The sequence below is a fragment of the Colwellia sp. MB02u-9 genome, assembly GCF_014077085.1.
Taxonomy (GTDB): Bacteria; Pseudomonadota; Gammaproteobacteria; order Enterobacterales; family Alteromonadaceae; genus Cognaticolwellia.
Window position 1 is genome coordinate 128,932 of the sequence record NZ_JACGVF010000069.1, and the last position, 24,186, is coordinate 153,117.

Consider the following 24,186-nt stretch of genomic DNA (forward strand, 5'->3'; position numbering starts at 1 on the left):
CTATAAATGAGCGAACAATATAATTCCGACTCCATTGAGGTCCTAAGTGGCCTTGACCCGGTGCGCCATCGTCCTGGCATGTATACCGACACTACTCGTCCTAATCATTTAGGCCAAGAAGTTATCGATAACTCTGTTGATGAAGCATTAGCCAAGCATGCACAAAATATTACCGTCATCCTTGATAAAGACCAATCATTAGAAGTGATTGATGACGGTCGAGGTATGCCGATTGATATTCACCCAGAAGAAGGTGTGTCAGGGGTAGAACTTATTTTTTGTAAGTTACATGCCGGTGGTAAATTTTCTAATAAAAATTATCAGTTTTCTGGTGGTTTACATGGTGTGGGTATTTCTGTTGTCAACGCCTTGTCTACCCGTGTAGACGTGTCGGTTAGGCGTGATGGTAAAGTCTATGAAATGGCTTTTGAAAGTGGCTATAAAGTAGAAGAGTTAAGAGAAACTGGCATCGTGGGTCGTCGTAATACCGGCACCCGGGTGAAATTTTGGCCTGATGCTAGTTATTTTGATTCTGCCAAATTTTCAGCACGTAGGTTAGTACATTTATTAAAAGCTAAAGCCGTACTTTGCCCCGGATTGACCATAAAGTTTCATGATAAAAATGAAGATAATAAATATCAATGGTGCTATGAAGACGGTTTAGTTGACTATTTAAAAGAGTCAGTTAAAGGTTATCCAAGTTTGCCAGAAGAGCCTTTCGTTGGCAGTTTTACCTCGCAACATGAAGCCGCGGAATGGGCGATAACCTGGTTGCCAGAAGGTGGTGAATCAGTAGGCGAAAGCTATGTTAACTTAATTCCTACGGTGCAAGGCGGTACACATGTTAATGGTATGCGCCAAGGCTTATTAGAGTCAATGCGTGAGTTTTGTGAATTTAGAAGCTTACTGCCACGTGGTGTTAAGTTAACGCCAGATGATATTTGGGATAAGTGTTGTTATATCCTGTCGGTGAAGATGGAAGATCCACAATTTGCCGGACAAACTAAAGAGCGACTCTCTTCACGCCAATGCGCTGCCTTTGTTACCGGCGTAGTAAAAGACTCGTTTAGTTTATGGCTAAACGAGCATACTAGCATTGCGGAAACATTAGCTGAATTTTGTATTTTTAATGCACAACGTCGTCTACGTGCTGGCAAAAAAATCATTCGTAAAAAAGTCACCCAAGGGCCGGCTTTACCGGGTAAGTTAACTGACTGTGGTAGCCAAGATATTTTGCGTACCGAGCTATTTCTGGTCGAGGGCGACTCAGCTGGAGGTAGTGCAAAACAAGCCAGAGACCGTGAAGTTCAAGCCATCATGCCGCTACGTGGTAAAATTTTAAATACCTGGGAAGTTGACTCGGGACAAATCTTAGCTTCGGAAGAAGTGCATAACATTTCTGTGGCTTTAGGTATTGACCCTGATAGCGATGATTTATCAGGATTGCGTTACGGTAAGATTTGTATTCTCGCCGATGCCGACTCTGATGGGTTACATATCGCTACTTTGCTTTGTGCGTTATTTACGCAACATTTTTTACCTTTGGTTCAAGCCGGTCATGTTTATGTGGCTATGCCGCCATTGTATCGCGTTGATGTTGGTAAAGAAGTGTTTTACGCTTTGGATGAAGCGGAAAAAGACGGTATTTTGGATCGAATTGAAGCAGAGAAAAAGCGTGGCAAAGTCAATGTACAGCGATTCAAAGGTCTAGGTGAAATGAATCCGTTACAATTACGTGAAACCACCATGGACCCCAATACGCGCCGCTTAGTGCAGTTAACGGTTGATGATCATAGTGAAACTATGGAATTGATGGACATGTTGCTGTCTAAAAAACGGGCCGGTGATCGTAAGATTTGGTTACAATCTAAAGGTGATCTGGTTGAATTAGATTGATAAGGTTTATCCATTCTGTTGGCAATATTGGCCAACAGAATGGATTTTTTCGCGTTAAGTCATCAGCCATTCGATAACTTTTATTAATGTGCCATAGCATTAGGTGGACGTTGCAACAACGAACTTGGAGTAAGATGATGATATGCTTACTTAGTTGTTGACCTAGATGATAATGAAATAGCAGCAAGTTACTGGCAAGTAACTGAAAAATAGTTTGAAAATAACCTTAGTGATATATAGCTTATTGTTTTTTTTAACATAATAAATAATAGTTTATCATTTACCTAAATTCGTTTTATACTATTAATCGCATATTATCACATGGATTGTTGGAGCAGAGATTTGTTGAGAAGCTTGGTAAAATTAACCTTTCAAAATAGTAGCCTAATTTTCTTTGTTTTTTTGTTAATATCTTGTAAATCAAATGCTTTGCAGTCTTTAACTGATAGCGATTTCAATACGTTTTTGTTACGTGCCGAACAGCTTAATAACAGTGATCCCAAAGCGGCATTGGTTTTATTAAATAGACATAAAACCGAGCTAAACACTCAACCTATCACCAATCAAGTCAATTACTATCGCATTCAATCTGCGGCATATATAGATCAATCGTTATACAGTTTAAGTGAGACATCGTCAGAGCAGGGCTTAAAACTTGCTAAGCAAATGAATAACCCTAGCATATTTATTGCTGAACTCGCTTACTCTAAAGGTTTTGCGATCGAAAATTTGGGTGATTTTGAAGGGGCTTTTTTACTTTATCAAAACGGTTTAGATGTTGCCCGCTCGATGAATAATCAGAAATTAATTGCGCGCGGTCTGATTAATATCGGTGCGATCTTATATTTACAGAAAGATTACAAACAGTCATTAATTACGCTTAATCAAGCCTTAGCACTGGCAAATGCCATTGGCGATGATGCACTTTTAGGTGAAATTAACACTGAGCTGGGTATTTTATATGCTCATTTAGGTGAAAAAAACCAAGCCAATGACTATTTTCAACAGTCGTATCAACATTATAAAAGCGCAGGTAAACATAACTATGCTCTTAATAGTTTGCATAATGTGGCTAATAACCACACTAAGCAAAAGAATTTTGAGCAAGCTATTAAAGTTTATCGCGTATTAGAAAGCGAAATTCAGCCCAGTACCAGTCATCAGTTTATCGCTAGTGTTTATAGAAATTTAGCTCGGGCGCTCCTCAACAAGGAAGATGCTGAGATCGAAAGTGCGTATCGATATATTCTCCTTGCGGGTGAACATATCGAAGATGTAGAACAACATTTAGTAAAACTTCAATACCTTATAGACAAAGCTTATATTTTAGAAAAAATGACGCGTTATCAAGAAGCATTAGACAGTCTTGAGCAAGCTGAAATACTGCTTGAGCGTAAAACTAGCAATGTTTATGACACTAGTGAGCTAAAAATGCTCTTTTTAAGCGCTAAATTGCATTATGCTTTAGGCCATTATAATCAAGCATATCAAATTCAAACTCAATATTTTACGCTGTCTATAGCGGGTGAGCAGGCACGAGAAACGACAGAAGTCGATGAGTTAATGTTGCAATATGAAAGTGAAACGGCTCAACGACATAATAATATTTTAGAGAAAAAACAGCGCATACAGCATTTACAACTTCAGCAAATGACACTTGACGTTAACAGCCGTAAAGCATTTGTTGGCATATTAGCATTGTGTACTTTGTTATTAGCTTGGTGCTTATATCGTGTTATCAAAGGGCAAAGGAACTTAACTAACGCCACTCGAACTGATAGTCTAACGGGTGTCGTTAATCGACGTAGATTACTTGAGTTAGGTGAAGAATACTTTATAACCGCTCAAAACCATCAACAAGCCTTTAGTGTTTATATGATTGATATCGATTTATTCAAAAAAATCAATGACCAATTTGGTCATGTTATTGGTGACAAAGCACTAAAAGAAATTGCTATTCAAGGTCAAAATCTAATGCGAGCGAGTGATGTTTTTGGCCGCTTTGGCGGTGAAGAATTTATTGCTTTATTGCCAAATACTGGCAATAGTGAAGCATTGGAAGTAGTACAGCGACTTAAAGAAAACATCGAACAAGCAAAATGGCAAACTCAGCAAATCAAGCAGTTAACGGTAAATATTGGTGTAGCGACATTTGAGCAAGGTAATTATGATAACTTTGCAGCTTTGTTAAAAGTAGCTGACGAACAGTTATTAAAGGTCAAACAGTCTGGCCGTAATACAGTTACAGTGAGTGATCATGAATAAATACTCACTGTTAACAGGTCTTGCTTTATATTTGTTAATGACTTTTATCAGTACGGCGGTGAATGCGGATGAAATTACTGGCCAGCAAGAGGTATTTAATCAAGTTAATAGCCTCTATGCTAAACAGCAAAGGCCCATTGTTTTTTTTGCGATTAATAGCGAAATATTATTGCTTAACAGCTTGAGTATGCATGACAAAGTGGCAGCGCAGGTTAAATTATTAGCTTGGCAAAAATTGTCTCTGACATTAAATGTCGCTGAACAATATTTATTGTATGTTGTGCGTGCCAATATTGCTGATGTTGCAGGGCAAGAATATAAAGTGATTAATTGGCTCAATAAAGCACTTAAACTTGAGCCGTTACTGGCTAAACAACAACTCGACTCACCTTTATTTGCCAGTGCTTATCTAGCCCTTGCAAACATCTATGCAAGCCAAGGTGAAGATAAGAAAGCCTTCGATAGTAAAAAACAATACATGAACAAGTATTTTGCCCATTTGAAACAGCAAAAAGAATATCGTGTTAAAGGTTTAAATGAAAAATACCACATTGAAAAAAAGCATGAAGAAAACGAGCTACTGAGACAAAATAGTCAAATACAGCATTTTGCGCTGACGCGTGCTGAATCTGAACGTAGTCAACAGCATCGTAATATTGCCATTTTTATTGCCGTAGGAAGCCTGTTCCTTTTACTACTTTTACGACAATTTAAAATCCGTCAAGCCTTAAAGTTACTGGCAAAAACTGATAGTTTAACGTTATTGCCTAATCGTCGTTTGTTCTTTAGTCACGGTGCTACTTATATGAAACAAGCATTAACGGGTAATAAAGCACTCAGTATTTTAATCTTAGATATAGATAATTTAAAAAATATAAACGACAACTTTGGTTACGATGCCGGCGACAGCGTTATTGCTCAGGTTGGCGTATTAGCCGGTGAAACTATGCGTTCTCGAGATTTTCTGGCACGTATTGGCGGTGAAGAGTTTGCCGCTATTTTACCCGAGGCCACCATTGTACAAGCGCGCGCGATTGCAGAGCACATACGTGAGAAAATTCAAGCTAATATCAGTAAAAATAAAAACAATAATATTCAGGTTACTGTCAGTATAGGTATTGCCAGCATTGCTGATATTAAAGAAAATTTTGATAGTTTGTTACATGCGGCTGATTTGGCTATGTATCAAGCAAAGGCTAATGGTCACAATCAAGTTTGTAGCTATTCTACAGAAAGACAAGAAAATTAAGATTAATCACTATTGGACGATATTTATCGCCTAACAGTGTTCTTTCCACTAGTATAATCAGCTAAGCTACCCCAGAACAACAATAATAAAAGTAACGCTTAATAATTCGGCATTAAGTGAGCTTTTTAGGAAAATATTTTCATGTCAGATGCTCTCGACTTTAGTTTAGACGGTATTGAACAACGCCCTCTAAGACAATTCACTGAAGAAGCTTATTTAAATTACTCGATGTATGTCATTATGGATCGTGCATTACCTCATATTGGTGATGGCTTAAAGCCGGTGCAACGACGTATTGTTTATGCCATGTCAGAACTTGGCTTATCTGCATCAGCAAAATATAAAAAATCTGCCCGTACTGTCGGTGATGTACTAGGTAAGTTTCATCCCCATGGTGATTCTGCCTGTTACGAAGCTATGGTGTTAATGGCGCAGCCATTTTCATATCGTTACCCATTAGTTGACGGACAAGGAAATTGGGGCGCTCCTGACGATCCAAAGTCATTTGCCGCCATGCGTTATACCGAAGCCCGTTTATCACGCTTTAGTGAAGTTTTACTGGCCGAATTAGGCCAAGGCACTGTTGATTGGTCGCCTAATTTTGATGGCACCATGCAAGAGCCCAAAACCTTGCCTGCGCGCCTACCACATATTTTACTCAACGGTATTACCGGCATTGCTGTTGGTATGGCAACAGATATTCCGCCGCATAATGCTAGAGAAGTGGCGAATGCCTGTATCCATTTAATTGAGCAACCGAAAGCTGAATTAGCCGATCTACTCGATATTATTCATGGGCCAGATTATCCAACTGATGCTGAAATCATCACGCCTAAAGCCGATATTGAAAAAATTTATCAAACCGGTCGTGGTAGCATTAAAATGCGTGCGGTCTATGAAGTGTTACACGGTGATGTGGTTATTACCGCATTACCACATCAGGCTTCTGGTGGAAAAATATTAGAACAAATTGCTAATCAAATGCAGGCAAAAAAACTGCCAATGGTGGTTGATTTACGTGATGAATCAGATCATGAAAACCCAATCCGTTTAGTGATTGTGCCCCGTTCAAATCGTGTTGATATTGAACAGTTGATGCAGCACTTATTTGCTACCACAGATTTAGAAAAAAACTTTCGTGTAAATTTAAACATGATAGGTTTGAACAACAAACCCGCCGTTAAAGATATTAGAACCATATTAAGCGAGTGGTTAGAATATCGACGTGAAACTGTGCGTCGTCGTTTGCAATATCGATTAGATAAAGTATTAGCGCGTTTGCATCTGTTAGATGGCTTATTAATCGCCTATCTTAATATTGATGAAGTAATTGAAATTATAAGAGGTTTTGACAAGCCCAAAGCAGAGTTAATGTCACGCTTTGAACTGTCAGAACGTCAAGCCGAATCGATATTAGAAATTAAACTTCGCCAACTAGCTAAGCTTGAAGAAATTAGAATTCGTGCTGAGCAAGATGAGTTGAACATTGAACGCGAATACCTAGAAAAAATACTCAGTTCTAAAGTTCGCATGAACACCTTGATGAAGAAAGAGATCCTAGAAGCCGCTGAAACATACGGTGATGATCGTCGCTCTGTTATTGTTGAGCGACAAGAGGCAAAAGCCTTATCTGAAAAAGATCTTATGCCGAGTGAGCCTGTGACTGTTGTGGTTTCGCAAAAAGGCTGGGCACGTTGTGCAAAAGGTCACGACATTGATGCACAAGCATTAAGTTACAAGTCAGGTGATGAATACTTATGCTTAGCAAAAGGGCGTAGTAATCGTCCTGTGGTGTTTTTTGACTCCGCAGGTAGAGCTTACGCCACTGATGCGCATAGTCTACCCTCAGCGCGTAGCCAAGGAGAGCCGCTAACCGGACGCTTTAATCTGACCAGTGGTGAAAACTTTGAAAAAGTACTGATGGCTGATGACCAATGTCGTTACTTACTCAGTAGTGATGCCGGTTACGGTTTTGTGGCAAGCTTTGCCGATATGGTCAGTCGTAATAAAAATGGTAAAGCATTATTAACTTTGTCTGCAGCGGCGAAAGTAATGACGCCAAAAGTTATTAGTAATTTAGAGACAGAATTAGTGCTTTCAATTACCTCAGAAGGGCGCATGCTGGTTTTCCCAATCAAAGACTTGCCTATTTTGAGTAAAGGTAAGGGTAATAAAATAATTAATATCCCTACTGCAAGGGCTAAAACACGTGATGAATATGTAACCTTGCTCGAAGTGTTGCCACCCAACAGTGCCATTACCTTGCATGCAGGCAAGCGCAAGTTAACGTTAAAAGCGAGTGACATTGAACATTATAAAGGTGAACGTGGCCGTCGAGGTAATAAGCTACCTAGAGGTTTACAACGCGTTGATCATATCGTTATAGAGCAACAAAACTCAGATATAGAGCCTGAAATTCCTGAGAGTTAATACTTCTGATTTAGCACCTAAGAATTAGCACAAAAAAAGCCTTAAGATTAAATATCTTAGGGCTTTTTTATGCTCAGGACGAGCGGTATGCTGTGATCACATGGATGTGAAGTAGCAGCGATGCTCAGGACGAGCGGTATGCTGCGATCACACGGATGTGAAGTAGCAGCGATGCTCAGGACGAGCGGTATGCTGCGATCACACGGATGTGAAGTAGCAGCGATGCTCAGGACGAGTGGTCAGCCTTTTGTGCCTAACAAAAACTCAGTACCAACATTCATGTCGGCAATGCTACAAACACGTCGCCGTTCCTAACCATCCACCTTAGATTTTACTTGGTGCGCGGTTACTTGTTGAATTAGGCCCGAAAGTTGCGTAATTTTTTTATTTGATAATTGCCGATAATCGAAATAAGGACAAATAATAACGCCTAAATCGATATTAATGGCGAAATCATGACTCAGCCATATGCAGTCATTACAAAACCCTAGTTGTTCAGCGTAACCTTTGCCTAATATTATGTGTAGTTTTTGACTGGGCTTAGCACTGAGTAAATTAACCCCTGAACAGTCAGCCTCTGAAAAGTCAGGTGCTGAAAAAAGTAAGCAATGATCACTTTCTGCCTGTAATAGAGCGCTGTCTCTTAAGTTTTGCCAACTAGTAAATTGTTCCGGTGATATTTCAAATAACAACTTAGCGTAGACATTAAAAATTTTTCGCCAATGGTTACCGGTTTCACGAGCAATATCGGCAATTTCATCTGTCACTAACGCTTTAACACTCGTCAGGTTTTGATAGTGTGCTAATGGAGGGCAGTTTCTTATATAGAAAATAATCTTGGCGTCAAGAGTACCTAAACCGACGGCTTTATTTAGCATTTTTACCCATTTTATTCGTTAGCTTATCCATTTTTACGCAGGAAAAATGGCCAAATATAAAACATTTATTTAATAACGAGTTGTGCTAGTTATTAAATAAATAACGCAGCAGTTCTTTATTTAAACCAGTAGAATTGATAACAAGTTTAGTGAAATTGGTGGTACTTTTCCTAATAAAAATGCAATAAAAAACCCGGTACAATCCGGGCTTTTAATCGTTTATATTAGCCATACTAAGCTTAATTAAAACTCTTTCAACATATTTTCTAAAGAATCATCAAATGCTTTTAATTCTTTTTCCAGTTGAAATTTTTCTTTCAGTTGTTCAATTTCACGCCACTTTCTTTTTTTATTATTACTTGAACTCGATTTAGGCCGTTTGCCTAAAGAGCCCAATACTTGTTGAAAATTTTCCATGGTATGCTCCTTATTTCTACAACTGCAGTATTTTGTATCACAGTTATTAACAATATAGAAATATTATTTGCATTTTATTTACAATTTCATGGGGTTCACAAGTTTCATAACTTAAAAATTTAAAGCATAGCCTGTAATTGTTGCTCAAGTTTAACTTGGTCAATGGTAAAGTTTCGAATACCCTCGGCTAACTTCTCTGTTGCCATGGCATCTTGGTTCATTTGCCATCTAAATTGTGCTTCACTAAGTGCAGGTTCATCGGCTAATGGAGCATGATCGATGAATAGTTTTTGCGATACTGTCGCCGTTGAATTAGCTAATTCATCCATCAGGTTTGGGCTAATCGTTAATCGGTCACAACCAGCGAGTTCAAGTATCTCACCAATATTTCGGAAACTAGCACCCATGACTACAGTTTTGTGACCTTTAGCTTTGTAATAATTATAAATACTGGTTACTGATACTACGCCTGGATCTTCGCTGGCTGAGTAATCACTACGGCCAGTGTCTTTTTTATACCAATCTAAAATGCGACCAACGAAAGGTGAAATTAGGTAAATATTGGCTTCAGCACAGGCCTGTGCTTGAGCAAAGTTAAACAACAAAGTTAAATTGCAGTTAATGCCTTCAGCTTCTAGTTGCTCTGCCGCTTTAATACCTTCCCATGTTGAGGCTACTTTGATCAAGATACGATCATTACTAATGCCAGCCTCGTTGTACATAGCGATAAGTTTATACGCTTTAGCAATCGATGCGGCTGTATCAAAGGATAAGCGCGCATCAACTTCTGTTGAAATTCTACCTGGGACTGTCTTTAAGATTTCTAAGCCGATGAGTACCGAAAACTTATCTGCAGCGTCGATGACTTGCTGTTCAGCGTTTGATGATTGAGTTTTCGCCCACGCTACTGCGCTAGTAAGTAGTTGCTGATAATTAGCTAAAGAGGCTGCCTTTAATAGTAAAGACGGATTCGTGGTGGCGTCTTGTGGTTGAAACTTAGCAATAGCTTCAATATCGCCGGTATCAGCAACAACCGTGGTCATTGCTTTTAGTTGAGAAAGTTGAGAAAGTTGATCGGTCATAACATGTCCCTTGACGTTGATAATGTAATCAGGTGGTTTTATTGAGTAAATTTTGGTGAAATATTACAACATTTACAAGTGTTTTGATTGATAATAGTGAACTTTTTATCTTATTCGGCTCTATTTGTATCAAATTTTCATAATTTAGCAAGTGTGAGGATGAAATAGTGTTGATAAAACACTTTATTGCTTGTGTGCGCTAGCGGTTCAATGAGTAATTCATAATGAAGATAATTATATTAGTTTTTTCCTGTGTTATAGTGACAAAAATTGTAAGATAGAGTAGATAAATAATGTTACTTGTTGTTTCTCCGGCGAAGAACTTAGATTATGAATCCCCCGTTGCTACCGAGCTATATTCACAACCTGAACTATTAGCAGACAGTAAAGTGCTGATGAAAAAGTGTAAAACACTAACGCCTGCGGATATTAGTTCATTAATGGCTATTAGCGATAAATTAGCCGGCTTAAATGCGGCACGTTTTGGCGAATGGGCAACGCCTTTTACGCCGGAAAATGCTCGACAAGCTGTGCTAGCTTTTAATGGCGACGTATACACTGGCTTAGATGCTAAATCGTTTAGCGAGGATGACTTTACCTTCGCTCAACAGCATATGCGGATATTATCAGGGTTATATGGCCTATTAAGACCGCTCGATTTGATGCAAGCATATCGACTAGAAATGGGTAAAAAATTAGATAATGATCGCGGTAGCAATTTATATCAATTTTGGGGTGACATTATCACCGAGCATTTAAATGTCGCTATTGCCGCCCAAGGCGATAATGTGTTAATTAATTTAGCGTCAAATGAATACTTTAAGGCGGTTAATAAAAAAGTATTAAAAGCCGAAGTAATAACTCCAGCATTTAAAGATTGGAAAAATGGTCAATTTAAAATGATCAGTTTTTATGCCAAAAAAGCCCGAGGTTTAATGGCGCGTTATATTATTGAGCACCAAATCACAGATCTTGAAAAGCTAAAAGACTTTGATGTCGCAGGTTATCAATATTCTTGCGATTTAAGTAAAGGTAATGATTGGGTATTTACCCGTAAAGAGCTAGATTAAGCTAATTTTATTTGCTTGACTATAGTCGCTATAAAGGTGAAAGGTAGATACTTTATAGCGACTATAGTGCTAACTGCCCGAGCGGTTCATAACACTACGCCTACCTTGTTTAATGCGTCGTCACTTATAGCTGACCTGATTAGCTAACCTGATACTTTTGAACAGTAGGTTTAACCTGTGGGTATTGTTTTTAAACGCCTAAATGACCCAGGTGATCTTCAAGTACAAAATATAAATCAACAGTCCAACACTTCTAAACCAATCACAGAATATAGTTATAAAAGCTATGCTAAATTAAATATAACCGTATTAACTATCGGCTTCTTTTACTTCAGCTTTACTACTCGAATGAATAAAATACAGCGCAATCGCCAAACAAACTAAAGCCCCAATTCGGCTATTTGACAGTGTAATGGCCTCATTGCCCAACCAGCCAAAGTTATCGATTAACACACTCATGGTGAGCTGACCAAAAATAACCGCAACCGTTGCTAATGCTGTGCCTATATGTTGAACAGCAATCACCATAATAACAATATAAGGTACACCACATAAGGCGCCAAGCAGCTGCCATTTGGGTACATCCATTAAAGTAATAGCGTGATTGGGCTCAAAGAAAAAAATAAGCAAGGCAGTGATTAAAGCGCCTACCGAAAACGTTAAAAATGCGCTTTTAAATACGCCAACATTGCCGCCTAGGCGACCATTTAATGCCGCTTGAACACTCAATGTAGCGCCAGCAATGACGGCTAACATAATCATTATAATGGTGGTCATTTCTTTACCCCTTAGTCATAAAAAAAAGTGCCAGTACAATGAAAGCCAAGGCAATAATTCGCTTAAGATCTATTTTTCGTTCAGTCGTACCAAATAAACCAAAATGGTCGATTATTAAACTTTTAAATACTTGGCCTGCAAGTATGCCAATCATAGTCATCGCGACCCCAATAACAGGAGTAACAACCGTTAATACAATAACGTAGATAGGCCCTAACACGCCGCCAATGAGCAATAATGGCGGTTGTGCAAAAAAAGAAGCACTATTACGTGGGCTAAAGAACAGCATTAATAAAAAAGTCAGTGCAGCTCCAACACCAAAAATGCTCAATGTGGCCCACAGTTCACCGACTTGATTTCCTAGAGGCCCAAGTAGCCCCGCTTCAACAGACAAGCCCATTCCACCTAAAACAACAATAAATATTAATAAAATTTGCATGAGACAGCCTTTAATAAATCATATTATGTAGTTTACATCAGCTCATCATCATGAAAAACGCTATAATATAGAAATGATCTTTGCAAAAGTTGCACAAATGAATAATATAAATTCAATCAGTATAAAAACATTAGTTTTTTTTATTAATGTATTTAATCATCAAAGTTTTTCGGTTGTGGCGAGAAGAGAAGGTGTGTCAGCTTCTAAAGTGTCACGTATTATTAAGCAGTTAGAAGACAATTTAGGGCAGCAACTTTTTTATCGGAATACACGTGCCGTGATCCCTACCGAAGCTGCTAGGGTATTTTTGACTTATGCACAATCAATTACCGCAAGCATTAATGAGGCGCAAAATAAATTTCAAGACAAAACGCTAGAACCCGGTGGTTTAGTTAGAATAAATGGCCCGGTATTTTTTGGACAACGACATATCGCACCTTGGCTGCCTCAACTCAGCTCTCGCCACCCTAAATTACAAATAGACCTGACATTAACGGATGATTTTATTGATCCCCATCATGATGCTACAGATATTATTTTTCGGATTGGAACCTTAACTGACTCTTCGTTTCATGCCCGTACTTTTGGCGAGCAAACCTATCATTTAGCTGCTTCTCGAGCATACATAAAAAAATATGGCATAGTGCAAAGTCCAGCAGATTTACCCGAGCATAAATGTTTAATATATAAAGGTTCATCAGGCCAAAACCGTTGGCTGTTTAAAAAAGAAAATGAAGATTGGCTGCATCAATCTATACCGGCTTTACTGACCTCCAATAATGCAGAAAGCTTGCTAGTATCTGCGCTTAAAGGTATGGGTATTGTGCTTTTTCCTGATTGGCTTATTGGAGAGTATCTCAAAAATGGCACTTTGATTAAATTATTACCCAACTACAATACCGCTATTAAGAAAACAGCTCAGCATGTTACGGCCATTTATCCTAATACCCGCCATGTATCGCTAAACGTAAGACAAATAATTGACTACTTTAGTGAAGTGTATGGCTCACCGCTTTATTGGGAACTAAATTAGATTGAAAAAGTTAGATTGAAAAATCAGACTGAAAAGTTATACAAGATTAAATCGTATGCTATAAACAAAAAAACCTAAACAGCAAGGTTTAGGTTTTTTAGTTTACATTGACCGTTTTTAGTTTCTAGCTAACATCGAGTCACTTTTAACTGACCGCTTAGCACTGGCCGTGTTTAGTTTAACTCGTCGCTTTACCGCGTTTCGCGACTTTTTTCGCTTTAGCTTTCTTTTGAGCAACGGTTCTTTTTACTTTGGTTTTTTTAACAGCAACACGTGCTTCTTTGTATTGCGGTCTTAACGTTTCAATGACACGGCGTGGTAAACGTTCTTTAATATAACGTTCAATTTTACCAATAACCAACATGTCATGCGCTTCAACCAGTGAGATAGCGGTGCCTTTATTGCCCGCTCGACCTGTTCGCCCGATGCGATGTAAATAAATATCGGCGGTGCGCGGCATATCAAAGTTGATAACATGGGTGATATCGTCAATATCAAGGCCACGTTCAGCGATATCGGTAGCGACTAAAACATTAACCGTACCATTGCGTAAACGCTCGACTGAGGTGTTGCGTTTGTCTTGTTGCATTTTACCTTCAAGCCAGACACAAGGCATGTTATCAGCATAAAGTTTACCTGATAGGTATTGCACGGTCTCACGTTTATTGGCAAAAACTAGGGCACGTCCCACTTCTTCTTGTTGCAATAAGTTCAGTAGTAAGGCGAATTTATGATCTTTGTTATCGGCTAAGTGCATCCACTGATGAATTTTCGCTTTTTCTTTTCGAGAAGGGTTCGCTTCCAAAAATACCGGGTCGTTCAATAGTTCGCGAGAAAAACGTACTACGTTAGCACCTTCCAGTGTGGCGGAAAATAGCATGGTTTGTTTGCGCCAACGTGCTTCTCCAACAATGCGATTAATCGTTTCAGCAAAACCCATAGTGAGCATACGGTCAGCTTCATCTAAAATAAGGATTTCAATTTCACGGCTATCAAACTGCTCGCTTTCAATGTATTCCATTAACCGGCCAGGTGTAGCAACCAAAATATCGGTGTTACCTGTGAGTACTTCTTTATGGCTGCCATAATTAACACCACCGGTAATAACCGCAGATTTAATGTTGGTTAGCGCGGTTAACTTCTGACATTGCTCATGAGTTTGTATGGCAAGCTCGCGTGTTGGCGATAAAATGAGTACACGTGGAAAACCTTGCTGCGGGCGAGGATAATCAAGCAAGTGTTGAGCAGCAGGCAAAATAAATGCTGCTGTTTTTCCCGTTCCTGTTGGGGCTGAAGCTAATACGTCTTTGCCTGTCATCGCCACAGGAAGTACTAACTCTTGGATAGACGTTGGCTTTTTATAGCCTGCATTTTCAATGCCGCCCAATAATGCGGAATCTAGGTCAAACTGCTCAAACATGTAATAATTTTCTTTGGGGATTAATGAGGGGGATTATAATGGCAAAATACGATTTATCCTAAAGATCTCGCCAAATTTGTCTATTTATTATGATATTTAGCCTAATCTGCTAGAATATCTGCGATTTCAGCGCTAATTTGTTGGCACCACTGTTTGATCCGTGCTTCGCTAGCATTGTACTGGTTGTCTTCATCAAGGGCTAAACCAACAAAATGTTGCCCATCTTCTGTTAGTGCTTTTGACTCCGCAAAGTCATAACCTTCATTTGGCCAATAACCGATCACATAGCCGCCTTGTGCTAGCACTTGGTCATGTAACATGCCAAGTGCATCTTGAAACCAATCAGTGTAACCAATTTGATCCCCCATGCCATAAAGGGCAACAATTTTTCCTTCAAGATCAATGTCGGCTATTTCTGGCCAATGTGACTCCCAGTCTTCCTGAATTTCACCATAGTCCCAAGTAGAAATACCTAAAATTAAGATGTCGTGATCTACCATTTCCGTCAGTGGCGTATCTTTGATATTAAATAAGGTGACGTTATCTTGGCCAAGTTCAGCTTGAATTTTTTCTGCTGCTATTTCGGTATAACAAGTAGTGGAGCCGTAATATAATGCGATGTTCATTGATAAATTACCGAGGTTTAACGAACCACGTTAGGTGGTTGGTGAGCGAGTGGCGAGATTTTAGCAAATTTCTCGCCAATAAGATGCTTTGCTGTGCCACTGAAAGTCATATTTTATCAGATCAGTTAGCTAGTGGCCGGCTTAGTGTTATTGCAATTATGCCTTTTTCACTGTAATTTTAGGGTGCTTAAAGCGGTCTTTGTATTTATCTAAAATTACAAAAGTAATTTTCCGCTTATTTTCCGCTCATAGAGTTAAGGTATGGTATTGATTTATGTCTAAGAAATTTTTATTGGCTGCAGCATTTGGCTTGTTAAGTTTGACCCAAAATGTTGTAGCGTCTGCTGAGCCAGCAAATAACCGTGTGATGTTACCTGTTACCCAGTCGTCTGAGTTGCAAGGGGTAAAGGCTAAATTGTCACAAATGTTAGGGTTTAATGTCGCTAGTATCAAGCCATCTCCCATGGCAGGTGTCGTTGAAGTGCTTACCGATCAGGGCTTATTTTATGCTAGCGCCGATGGCAATTTTTTATTGCATGGTAAAATGTATGGACTAGGCGAAAATGTGAGTAATTTAACCGAAGAAAGTTTAGCGCAAGTGCGTGTTGACGGTATGGTTAAGTTCTCTGATGCTATGATTGTTTATCCGGCTAAAAACGAAAAGCATGTAGTAACCGTTTTTACTGACATTACCTGCGGTTATTGTCGTAAAATGCACGAACAAATGAGCGCTTACAACGATAAAGGCATCACGGTGCGTTATTTAGCCTATCCACGTGCCGGCGTAAAAGACCAAACCGGTAGTTATTCACAAGGTTTTAAAGATTTACGCTCGATATGGTGTCATGAAGATCCTCAGTCGGCGTTAACAAAAGCAAAAAGTGGCTCTTCAGTGGCGGCACGTATTTGTGATATGCCTATCGAGGATGAATTTGACTTTGGTCGTCAAGTGGGCGTTTCTGGAACACCGGCCATTATATTGGCCAATGGCATGATGGTGCCTGGTTACCAAGACCCAAGTAAATTATTTACGTTATTAGAAACTTCTCAACAAGGTGGCTAATATCAAAAAAATTGATAAATTTTTTTGATAGGTATAAATTAATTTTTTGATAAAATGGCAAGTCATTCACTTGCCATTTTTGTCTCTAGCGTTTCAAGTATAAGGTGCATTCATGCATAAAGAGATCATTCGTCGAGAGCAAGTTAGCGATGAGCATTTACCCGATACACTACATCCACTTGTTCGACAAATATATGCACGACGCGGTGTTACCAACAAAGAACAACTTGAATTAACCGCGTCTCATTTATGTGCGGTTGACTCGTTAAAAGGCTTACCTGAAGCATGTGAACTGTTATATCAGGCACTGCAAGGGCAAAAAAACATCACGATAATTGGTGACTTTGATGCTGACGGAGCCACAAGTACGGCTTTAATGATGGAAGCATTGCAAATGCTAGGTTCAACCAATCATCATTTTTTAGTCCCCAACCGATTTAAGTACGGCTATGGCTTAACCCCTGAAATTGTTGATATTGCCAACTCACAAGGCGCACAGGTATTGGTGACGGTTGATAATGGCATTAGCTGCATTGCGGGTGTTAAAAGGGCGAAGGAGTTAGGGCTGCAAGTGGTGGTTACTGACCATCATTTACCTGGCGCGCATACACCTCCTGCCGATGCCATTGTTAATCCAAATCAAGTGGGTTGTAATTTTGCCAGTAAGTCGTTGGCCGGTGTTGGTGTCGCATTTTACTTTATGTTGGCGTTAAGAAAATATTTACGTGAACAGCAATGGTTTGAACAGCAGAACATTAAAGAGCCTAATATCGCACGATTACTTGATTTAGTTGCCTTAGGTACAGTTGCTGATGTGGTGTCACTTGATGCCAATAATCGAATTTTAGTCGAACAAGGACTCAAGCGCATTCGAGCAGGAGCGACGCGCCCGGGTATTCAAGCCTTAATAGAAATTGCCGGTAAAAATCAGCAAAAATTAGTGGCCAGTGATTTTGGCTTTGCTTTAGGCCCACGTATCAATGCAGCAGGTCGATTAGACGACATGGCGTTTGGCATTAACTGTTTACTAGCAAAAGATTTATCAAGCGCTAGAGTGATGGCGGCCGATCTGGATGACTTAAATAAAGCGCGCCGGGAAATAGAGCAGGGCATGCAAATTGAGGCCGAGCAAGTACTGGCCAGTTTACAGTTTAGTGAAAGCAATTTACCCCATGGCATTAGTTTGTTTCATGGCGACTGGCATCAAGGCGTCATCGGTATTGTCGCAGGGCGCTTAAAAGAAAAGTATCATCGCCCGAGTATTGTCTTTGCCAAAGGCAATGATGACGACGCCAGTGGTATGAATAACAGTGACGCTGACAGTATTGATATCAGTAGCAATGAAATAAAAGGCTCAGCGCGCTCTATTCCAGGTTTACATATTCGTGATTTACTCGAGTATATTGACAGCCAACACCCTGGTATTATTATAAAATTTGGTGGTCATGCCATGGCGGCAGGTTTATCAATACCGGCAAATAAATTCGAACAGTTTTCCGCGCTATTTGAGCAATATGCCGAGCAGTGGTTAAGTAAAGAAGCTTTAACGGGTGTACTGGCCTCAGATGGCGAGCTATTAACTAACGATATGACACTGGCTTTTGCACAGGTCTTACGTGAGGCCGGGCCGTGGGGACAAAACTTTCCAGAACCGGTATTTGATGACGTTTTCACGCTTGTACAGCAACGTATTGTCGGCGAAAAACACTTAAAGCTTGTGGTAGAAAAAGACCAGCAAGTATTTGATGCCATCGCCTTTAATGTTGATATTAAGCGTTGGCCAGACAACCAAGCCAAGCAGGTGAAGCTAGCCTATCGTCTGGACATTAATGAGTTTCGTGGTAAACAGTCAGTACAATTAATGGTTGAACAATTAGACTAAAGGTTATCAATGCCATTATCAGCTTAAGAGGTGATAAAAATATCATAAAAATGGCATTGCATTACTCAAGCAAGCGTTTATTTAATCGCGTAATTAGGCTACAATGCGCGACTATTTTTTTTGTTTTTCCCTTTATTCATCAATTACGGCGTGACAGATAAAAAATATGCTAGAAGTTAATCCAGTACTCAATAAAATTAAAGAAATTCGTGAACGCACCAATCTGCTTCGGGGGTATCTTTGACTACGACCAAAAGTCAGAACGCTTGGTTGAAGTTACGCGAGAATTAGAATCTGCCGATGTGTGGAATAACCCTGAACGTGCACAAGCACTAGGTCGTGAACGTGCGGCATTAGAAGCTGTGGTTGAAACTATTCAACAAATGGACTCAGGTTGTGAAGACATTGAAGGCTTGGTTGAACTTGCCGTTGAAGCCGACGACGAAGAAACCTTTAATGACGCTGAAGCTGAAACAAAAACCTTAGAAGTTAGCCTTGAAAAACTAGAATTTCGTCGGATGTTTTCTGGTGATCACGACGCCAATAACTGCTATTTAGATATTCAATCAGGATCTGGCGGTACAGAAGCACAAGATTGGGCTGAAATGCTTATGCGCATGTATTTACGCTGGGGTGAAGCCAATGGTTACAAAACAGAAGCCATTGAAGTCACCGGCGGTGATGTCGCCGGTATTAAAGGTTGCACCATTAAATACACGGGTGAGTATGCTTTTGGTTGGTTACGCACAGAAACCGGTGTGCATCGTTTAGTACGCAAGTCACCTTTTGACTCAAGTGGTCGTCGTCATACCTCGTTTGCTTCTGCGTTTATTTACCCAGAAATAGACGACAACATTGAAATTGATATTAACCCAGCAGATTTACGCATAGACACTTTTCGTGCCTCTGGTGCGGGTGGTCAACATGTTAACAAAACTGATTCTGCCATACGTATTACCCATGAGCCAACCGGCGCAGTAGTGGCTTGTCAGGCTGATCGTTCACAGCACAAAAACCGTGCTACCGCGATGAAATTGCTAAAAGCTAAATTGTATGAAATGGAAATGCAAAAGCAAAATGAAGGTAAACAAGAATTAGAAGACGGCAAGTCAGATATTGGCTGGGGCAGTCAAATACGCTCTTATGTTTTAGATGACAGCCGTATTAAAGACTTACGCACTGGCATAGAAAATCGCAATACTCAGGCAGTATTAGACGGTGATTTAAACAAATTTTTAAAAGCTAGTTTGAAATCTGGCTTATAAGTACTTAATTAATTTAAACTATTTTTAATAGAATATACCTGTAATAGCAAGATTTGAGCGCTAAATAACTTAGCTTAAATTCCATGTTACGTTAACACACGAGAAATAAAATGACTGATCAAGCACACCAAGACGAAAATAAATTGATTGCCGAGCGTCGTGGCAAATTAGCAAAAATTCGAGAAAACTGTCCGGCTAATGGCCACCCTAACAAGTTTGACCGAAAACATTATGCTGCTGATTTGCAAGCTGAACACGGTGAAAAAGATAAAGAAACGCTTGAAGCTGAAACCGGTCTTTACAGCATTGCTGGTCGTGTTATGGCAAAACGTGGTCCATTTTTAGTCTTACAAGATATGACGGGCCGTATTCAGGCTTATGCCCATAAAACGGTGCAAAAAGACATTAAAGAGCGTTGGGGCACTTTAGACATTGGCGATATTATTGGTGTTACCGGTACTATGCATATGTCAGGTAAAGGCGACTTATACGTCAATATGGATAAATATGAGCTGTTAACAAAGTCACTGCGTCCATTACCAGAAAAGTTTCACGGCTTATCAGATGTTGAAACAAAATATCGCCAACGTTACGTTGATTTGATCATCAATGAAGAAACGCGTAACACCTTTAAAATTCGTTCAAAAATTGTTGATGGTATTCGCAAATTTTTAACTGACCGTGATTTTATGGAAGTTGAAACACCTATGCTACAAACCATCCCAGGTGGTGCAACGGCGAAGCCTTTTGAAACATTCCACAATGCCTTAGACATTCAAATGTATATGCGTATTGCGCCAGAGCTTTACTTGAAGCGCTTGGTTGTTGGTGGTTTTGAGAAAGTTTTTGAAATTAACCGTAACTTTCGTAATGAAGGCTTATCATCACGTCATAATCCAGAATTTACCATGATTGAATTCTACCAAGCTTATGCTGATTATCATGACCTAATGAACCTTACTGAAGAAATGTTACGTACCCTAGCGGAAGACGTTATGGGTTCAGCGATTATTCGTAATACCGTTAAAAACTCTGACGGTGAAGTCGTAGAAGAGAAGTTTTATGATTTTGGTAAGTCGTTTACCCGTCTGTCTATGGTTGATGCGATTTTACAATATGGTACCAACCTTGATGAAGCGGTTTTACGTGACCCAGAAGCTAATTTTGATGCCTTAAAAGCGATGGCAAAACAAGTGGGTGTTAAGGAAACTGAAGCATCTAAAGTCTGGGGTGCTGGTAAGTATGTTTGTGAGATTTTTGAAGAAGTTGCCGAGCATATGCTTGACCAACCGACCTTTATCACAGAATATCCTTGGGAAGTATCGCCATTAGCTCGTAGAAATGATGACAACGCATTTATCACTGACCGTTTTGAGTTTTTTGTTGGTGGTCGTGAACTAGCCAACGGTTTCTCAGAGCTTAATGATGCTGAAGACCAAGCGGCGCGTTTTAGAAATCAAGTTGCAGGTAAAGATGCCGGTGATGACGAAGCCATGCACTTTGACGCTGACTATATTCAAGCACTTGAATACGGTTTACCGCCAACAGCGGGTGAAGGTATTGGTATTGATCGATTAGTCATGCTATTCACCGATTCACCTACCATTAAAGACGTTATTTTATTCCCGCATATGCGTCCACTTGCTGAGTAATACCAACTTGGCATTACTCGCTGAATAAGCTGAGTTAAACGCATAACGAAAAAAGCACCTTAGGGTGCTTTTTTATGTTCAGGCGTCCTGTCTTTCAAGGCATTAGAGCATATCGCTAATTGATCCTGCACTACTTCTACTGACTTCTCTCCCTGTAAAAAAAATATGGCTGCACAGTAAGTTCAGTTTAGCTAATGGTTATTATCATCTAAGTATTTATAAGCTAGGGTATTTACAATATAGCTAATATTATTTTAAATAACATAAACATAAACATAAACATAAACATAAACAGGTACTTAATTTTTTATTAGGCTTTTTTTGGCAGCAATATAATTTTACTCACTTTGTTTATCAACTTAGACTGAAATAATGTTGTGGCCAAAATTAAGTTATAAATAGCACAAGGGTTATTTAAATGAATGGTTTATATTTGTCTGCATTAGTGGTGTATTGTCAATGTTCTGTTAAATTTAAAGGGTTACCGATCAAAGTAAGCCAAATATTAGGAGAATTAAAATGGCATTTGAAGTTACCTTTGAATTGAAAGAGTCAGATTTAGCGTATTTTCGTGATGTGATGCGAGCAGCTAAATCAGAAGCAAAAAATTTAACTGAAGCAGAAATTTTAGCTAATGCAAAAAGCCTGAGTAAAGACATTCAAGTTGATGTGCCGCTATTTGTCAGTGAAAGAATTAAAAAATTAGCCACCTTAGTCGCTATGATTGAAGATTCGGAGTGGAAAATACCTGACCAAGAGCGGGCTGATGTATTAAGTGCTTTGGCTTATTTTAGTGATCCTGAGGATTTAGTGCCTGATCATATTCCGGTGTTAGGTTTTTTAGATGATGCCATCATGATTGAGCTAGTTGTTGATGAACTTAAAGATGACATCGAGGCTTTCTTAGAATTTTGTCACTACCGAAAGCGTGAAGAAGGTCGTCATAGCGATGAAACTATTACTCGAGATGAGTGGTTAGAGTCTAAGCGAAAAGAGTTGCACAGTAGAATGAGAAATCGTCGTGCTGGTCGCAGTAGTTCTCGTTCAGGTTTTCGTTCGGTTTTTTAACTGAAAACTGGTCAGTTTATTTGATTGAACTCAAGGTCTGAAAAAGCCGCAGTAAGTGGCTTTTTCAATTTCAACTTTTAACTTCTAATTTTTCAATTTTTTTAAGATAGCTAGATGAATTAATGCGTTATAAACAACATTAAAATGAAAAAAGCGATAATAGTAGCGTTAAAAGCAAAGATATAACCAAAGCCTTTTAAGCCCTGTTTAATGGTGTAATTATTACTGCTTAAATACCAATACCAAATAGCGCTCATGAGTATAGGGACAAGAAAAAATAGTTGGATCATATTTACGCTATCTCCTGCGTTACTGTTTTTGATGGCTCGCGCCATGGTGCCACTTTTAATAGCATTAACATACCGGGTATCGCTAATGCCGTACATATAAAGTAAAAATTAGTCCAACCTATTTGTTCAACAATAACGCCCGTAGTGGCATTGGCAAATGTTCTTGGCAGTGCGGTTAATGCAGTAAATAATGCAAATTGTGTTGCTGCAAATGCTGGGTTAGTGGCTCGGGCAATAAAAGCGGTAAAGGCCGCTGTGCCAAGACCAACACCCAAATACTCAAAGCCCATAGCGAAAGCTAAAGCGTAGGTGTTGTGGCCAATTTCTGCGAGGGCTGCAAAACCTAGTATACTTATTATTTGCACAAAACCAAACAACCAAAGCGCACGATTAATACTTAATTTAATCATTACGATACCACCAACAGCCAAACCTATAGTCATAGCAATTAATGACGCTGTTTTAGCCACCACACCTATCTCAGTTTTAGTAAAACCTAAGTCGATAAAAAATGGCGTTTGTAAAGCCGTTGCCATACTGTCGCCGAGTTTATATAAAAACAAAAAAGCGAGAATTTGTAGCGCAGATTTTGTACCTTCTCTACTAATAAAGTCCTTAAACGGTAAAACAACGGCTTGCTGTAATGTTTTTGGTGCTTGGGCGGTGTTATTAAGCTCTTTGATTGAAAGGCTTAAGACAACGCCTATTAGCATAAACGCCGCGACAATAATAAATACTGCTTGCCAACTGATATGGTCAGAAAGAATAAAGGCCAACGAACCCGGCACTAAGCCAGAAAGCCGGTAAGCTTGTACGTGAATAGAGTTACCTAGGCCAAGTTCATGCTCAGGCAGTAACTCTCGACGATAGGCATCGAGTACAATATCTTGACTCGCACTAAAAAATGCCACAGCGGCTGCTAGGTAGGCAACATTCCAGATATTCATTACGGGGTCAACAAAACCAAAACCTGCAATAGAGAAGAGCAATAATACCTGGGTGAGTAACATCCAACTGCGGCGGCGTCCCAATACCGGTAATGAATAGCGGTCCATTAATGGCGACCAAATGAATTTCCATACGTAGGGAATACCAATTAAGGAAAACAAACCAATCTCGGTAAGACTAACACCCTCTGAGCGTAACCAACCCGGCACCAGTTGATAAAGAATAAACAAAGGCAGTCCGGAGCTAAAGCCAGTGAATATACAAATTAGCATGCGGCGATTGAGTATTGCTTGTTTAAAGGTCGGGGATTGCATTGCTCAAAGCCTAATGAATGCGAGAATATAATGTTGTAAGGCTATCAAAATGTATTAGTAAACAGAAGTTTAATATTTTGAAACAGGCAATTAGTTATTACTGCTTACCTGTGGATTTTTTT

At 39.4% G+C, this 24,186-nt stretch carries 20 protein-coding genes; 11 read left to right on the top strand and 9 right to left on the bottom strand.

Translation table 11 applies throughout. The annotated features are described in order from the left end of the window. Positions 1 to 6: 6 nt before the first annotated feature. The 4 genes from parE (at position 7) to parC (ending at position 7,840) form a co-directional block, all read left to right on the top strand. The gene (gene parE / locus H4J65_RS03165; RefSeq protein WP_182184423.1) at positions 7 to 1,896 is read left to right on the top strand and encodes a DNA topoisomerase IV subunit B; all 1,890 of its coding nucleotides are present in this window, start codon (positions 7 to 9) and stop codon (positions 1,894 to 1,896) included. 429 nt (positions 1,897 to 2,325) lie between these two features. After that, positions 2,326 to 4,161 (top strand): tetratricopeptide repeat-containing diguanylate cyclase, encoded by a 1,836-nt coding sequence (locus H4J65_RS03170; protein WP_182195381.1) that lies wholly within the window; start codon positions 2,326 to 2,328, stop codon positions 4,159 to 4,161. Then, positions 4,154 to 5,410, top strand: coding sequence for a GGDEF domain-containing protein (locus tag H4J65_RS03175; protein WP_182195385.1), 1,257 nt, complete (start codon positions 4,154 to 4,156; stop codon positions 5,408 to 5,410). The genes H4J65_RS03170 and H4J65_RS03175 overlap by 8 nt, the downstream gene beginning before the upstream one ends. 141 nt (positions 5,411 to 5,551) lie before the next feature. Next, positions 5,552 to 7,840 carry a DNA topoisomerase IV subunit A gene (gene parC / locus H4J65_RS03180; RefSeq protein WP_182195390.1) on the top strand — a complete coding sequence of 763 codons (2,289 nt, stop codon included), beginning with the start codon at positions 5,552 to 5,554 and terminating at the stop codon, positions 7,838 to 7,840. Between the two features lie 311 nt (positions 7,841 to 8,151). On the opposite strand, the gene H4J65_RS03185 is transcribed toward parC, so the two are convergent. The 3 genes from H4J65_RS03185 to tal form a co-directional block, all read right to left on the bottom strand. Continuing rightward, complete coding sequence (locus H4J65_RS03185; RefSeq protein WP_182195394.1) at positions 8,152 to 8,718, bottom strand: DUF6942 family protein; 567 nt, start codon at positions 8,716 to 8,718, stop codon at positions 8,152 to 8,154. A gap of 243 nt (positions 8,719 to 8,961) precedes the next feature. Continuing rightward, positions 8,962 to 9,135, bottom strand: coding sequence for a DUF3545 family protein (locus tag H4J65_RS03190; protein WP_182135130.1), 174 nt, complete (start codon positions 9,133 to 9,135; stop codon positions 8,962 to 8,964). Between the two features lie 119 nt (positions 9,136 to 9,254). Continuing rightward, positions 9,255 to 10,217, bottom strand: coding sequence for a transaldolase (gene tal / locus H4J65_RS03195; protein WP_182195398.1), 963 nt, complete (start codon positions 10,215 to 10,217; stop codon positions 9,255 to 9,257). 293 nt (positions 10,218 to 10,510) lie between these two features. On the opposite strand from tal, the gene yaaA reads away from it, so the two are divergent. Then, complete coding sequence (gene yaaA / locus H4J65_RS03200) at positions 10,511 to 11,287, top strand: peroxide stress protein YaaA (RefSeq protein ID WP_182195402.1); 777 nt, start codon at positions 10,511 to 10,513, stop codon at positions 11,285 to 11,287. 309 nt (positions 11,288 to 11,596) lie between these two features. Here yaaA and H4J65_RS03205 read toward each other — a convergent pair whose 3' ends face one another. Next, entirely contained in the window at positions 11,597 to 12,064 is a 468-nt protein-coding gene (locus H4J65_RS03205; RefSeq protein WP_182135124.1) for a DMT family transporter, read from the bottom strand. A gap of 4 nt (positions 12,065 to 12,068) precedes the next feature. Then, entirely contained in the window at positions 12,069 to 12,503 is a 435-nt protein-coding gene (locus H4J65_RS03210) for a DMT family transporter (RefSeq protein WP_182135122.1), read from the bottom strand. A gap of 97 nt (positions 12,504 to 12,600) precedes the next feature. Between H4J65_RS03210 and H4J65_RS03215 the strand changes: the two genes are divergently transcribed. Next, positions 12,601 to 13,536, top strand: a complete 936-nt coding sequence (locus H4J65_RS03215; protein ID WP_182195406.1) for a LysR family transcriptional regulator — start codon at positions 12,601 to 12,603, stop codon at positions 13,534 to 13,536. Between the two features lie 178 nt (positions 13,537 to 13,714). Here the strand turns inward: H4J65_RS03215 and srmB are convergent, their stop codons facing one another. Together srmB and fldB are read right to left on the bottom strand one after the other, a co-directional pair. After that, positions 13,715 to 14,956, bottom strand: coding sequence for an ATP-dependent RNA helicase SrmB (gene srmB, locus H4J65_RS03220; protein ID WP_182195410.1), 1,242 nt, complete (start codon positions 14,954 to 14,956; stop codon positions 13,715 to 13,717). 101 nt (positions 14,957 to 15,057) lie between these two features. Next, positions 15,058 to 15,582: a flavodoxin FldB gene (fldB, locus tag H4J65_RS03225; RefSeq protein WP_182195413.1), complete on the bottom strand. Its 525-nt coding sequence runs from the start codon at positions 15,580 to 15,582 to the stop codon at positions 15,058 to 15,060. 274 nt (positions 15,583 to 15,856) lie between these two features. On the opposite strand from fldB, the gene dsbC reads away from it, so the two are divergent. The 5 genes from dsbC (at position 15,857) to H4J65_RS03250 (ending at position 22,512) form a co-directional block, all read left to right on the top strand. Next, the gene (gene dsbC / locus H4J65_RS03230) at positions 15,857 to 16,645 is read left to right on the top strand and encodes a bifunctional protein-disulfide isomerase/oxidoreductase DsbC (protein WP_182195430.1); all 789 of its coding nucleotides are present in this window, start codon (positions 15,857 to 15,859) and stop codon (positions 16,643 to 16,645) included. 112 nt (positions 16,646 to 16,757) lie between these two features. Further along, on the top strand, positions 16,758 to 18,527 hold the full coding sequence (gene recJ, locus H4J65_RS03235) for a single-stranded-DNA-specific exonuclease RecJ (protein WP_182195433.1): 1,770 nt from the start codon (positions 16,758 to 16,760) through the stop codon (positions 18,525 to 18,527). A 166-nt stretch (positions 18,528 to 18,693) separates the two neighbouring features. After that, positions 18,694 to 19,792 (top strand): peptide chain release factor 2 gene (gene prfB, locus H4J65_RS03240; protein ID WP_182135111.1). Its coding sequence is split into 2 segments (ribosomal slippage): positions 18,694 to 18,768 and positions 18,770 to 19,792, totalling 1,098 coding nucleotides; the frame shifts between segments, so codons are not numbered across the junction. A 110-nt stretch (positions 19,793 to 19,902) separates the two neighbouring features. Then, on the top strand, positions 19,903 to 21,444 hold the full coding sequence (lysS, locus tag H4J65_RS03245) for a lysine--tRNA ligase (RefSeq protein WP_182135110.1): 1,542 nt from the start codon (positions 19,903 to 19,905) through the stop codon (positions 21,442 to 21,444). A 519-nt stretch (positions 21,445 to 21,963) separates the two neighbouring features. Continuing rightward, positions 21,964 to 22,512, top strand: coding sequence for a YkvA family protein (locus tag H4J65_RS03250; protein ID WP_182195438.1), 549 nt, complete (start codon positions 21,964 to 21,966; stop codon positions 22,510 to 22,512). 119 nt (positions 22,513 to 22,631) lie between these two features. Here the strand turns inward: H4J65_RS03250 and H4J65_RS03255 are convergent, their stop codons facing one another. Then, a complete protein-coding gene (locus tag H4J65_RS03255) occupies positions 22,632 to 22,802 on the bottom strand; it encodes a hypothetical protein (protein ID WP_182135106.1) in 171 nt (56 codons plus the stop codon). Positions 22,803 to 22,804: 2 nt separating this feature from the next. Beyond that, a complete protein-coding gene (locus H4J65_RS03260) occupies positions 22,805 to 24,064 on the bottom strand; it encodes an AmpG family muropeptide MFS transporter (protein WP_182135104.1) in 1,260 nt (419 codons plus the stop codon). Positions 24,065 to 24,186: the final 122 nt, after the last annotated feature.

Excerpts from the sequence above, each read along its gene's own strand:
- H4J65_RS03215 (WP_182195406.1), top strand. The coding sequence starts at position 12,601 with ATGAATAATATAAATTCAATCAGTATAAAAACATTAGTTTTTTTTATT.
- H4J65_RS03175 (WP_182195385.1), top strand. The coding sequence starts at position 4,154 with ATGAATAAATACTCACTGTTAACAGGTCTTGCTTTATATTTGTTAATG.
- H4J65_RS03205 (WP_182135124.1), bottom strand. The coding sequence starts at position 12,064 with ATGACCACCATTATAATGATTATGTTAGCCGTCATTGCTGGCGCTACA.
- tal (WP_182195398.1), bottom strand. The coding sequence starts at position 10,217 with ATGACCGATCAACTTTCTCAACTTTCTCAACTAAAAGCAATGACCACG.
- H4J65_RS03210 (WP_182135122.1), bottom strand. The coding sequence starts at position 12,503 with ATGCAAATTTTATTAATATTTATTGTTGTTTTAGGTGGAATGGGCTTG.
- fldB (WP_182195413.1), bottom strand. The coding sequence starts at position 15,582 with ATGAACATCGCATTATATTACGGCTCCACTACTTGTTATACCGAAATA.
- parE (WP_182184423.1), top strand. The coding sequence starts at position 7 with ATGAGCGAACAATATAATTCCGACTCCATTGAGGTCCTAAGTGGCCTT.
- recJ (WP_182195433.1), top strand. The coding sequence starts at position 16,758 with ATGCATAAAGAGATCATTCGTCGAGAGCAAGTTAGCGATGAGCATTTA.
- srmB (WP_182195410.1), bottom strand. The coding sequence starts at position 14,956 with ATGTTTGAGCAGTTTGACCTAGATTCCGCATTATTGGGCGGCATTGAA.
- H4J65_RS03185 (WP_182195394.1), bottom strand. The coding sequence starts at position 8,718 with ATGCTAAATAAAGCCGTCGGTTTAGGTACTCTTGACGCCAAGATTATT.
- H4J65_RS03250 (WP_182195438.1), top strand. The coding sequence starts at position 21,964 with ATGGCATTTGAAGTTACCTTTGAATTGAAAGAGTCAGATTTAGCGTAT.
- H4J65_RS03260 (WP_182135104.1), bottom strand. The coding sequence starts at position 24,064 with ATGCAATCCCCGACCTTTAAACAAGCAATACTCAATCGCCGCATGCTA.
- H4J65_RS03190 (WP_182135130.1), bottom strand. The coding sequence starts at position 9,135 with ATGGAAAATTTTCAACAAGTATTGGGCTCTTTAGGCAAACGGCCTAAA.
- parC (WP_182195390.1), top strand. The coding sequence starts at position 5,552 with ATGTCAGATGCTCTCGACTTTAGTTTAGACGGTATTGAACAACGCCCT.
- H4J65_RS03255 (WP_182135106.1), bottom strand. The coding sequence starts at position 22,802 with ATGATCCAACTATTTTTTCTTGTCCCTATACTCATGAGCGCTATTTGG.
- lysS (WP_182135110.1), top strand. The coding sequence starts at position 19,903 with ATGACTGATCAAGCACACCAAGACGAAAATAAATTGATTGCCGAGCGT.
- dsbC (WP_182195430.1), top strand. The coding sequence starts at position 15,857 with ATGTCTAAGAAATTTTTATTGGCTGCAGCATTTGGCTTGTTAAGTTTG.
- yaaA (WP_182195402.1), top strand. The coding sequence starts at position 10,511 with ATGTTACTTGTTGTTTCTCCGGCGAAGAACTTAGATTATGAATCCCCC.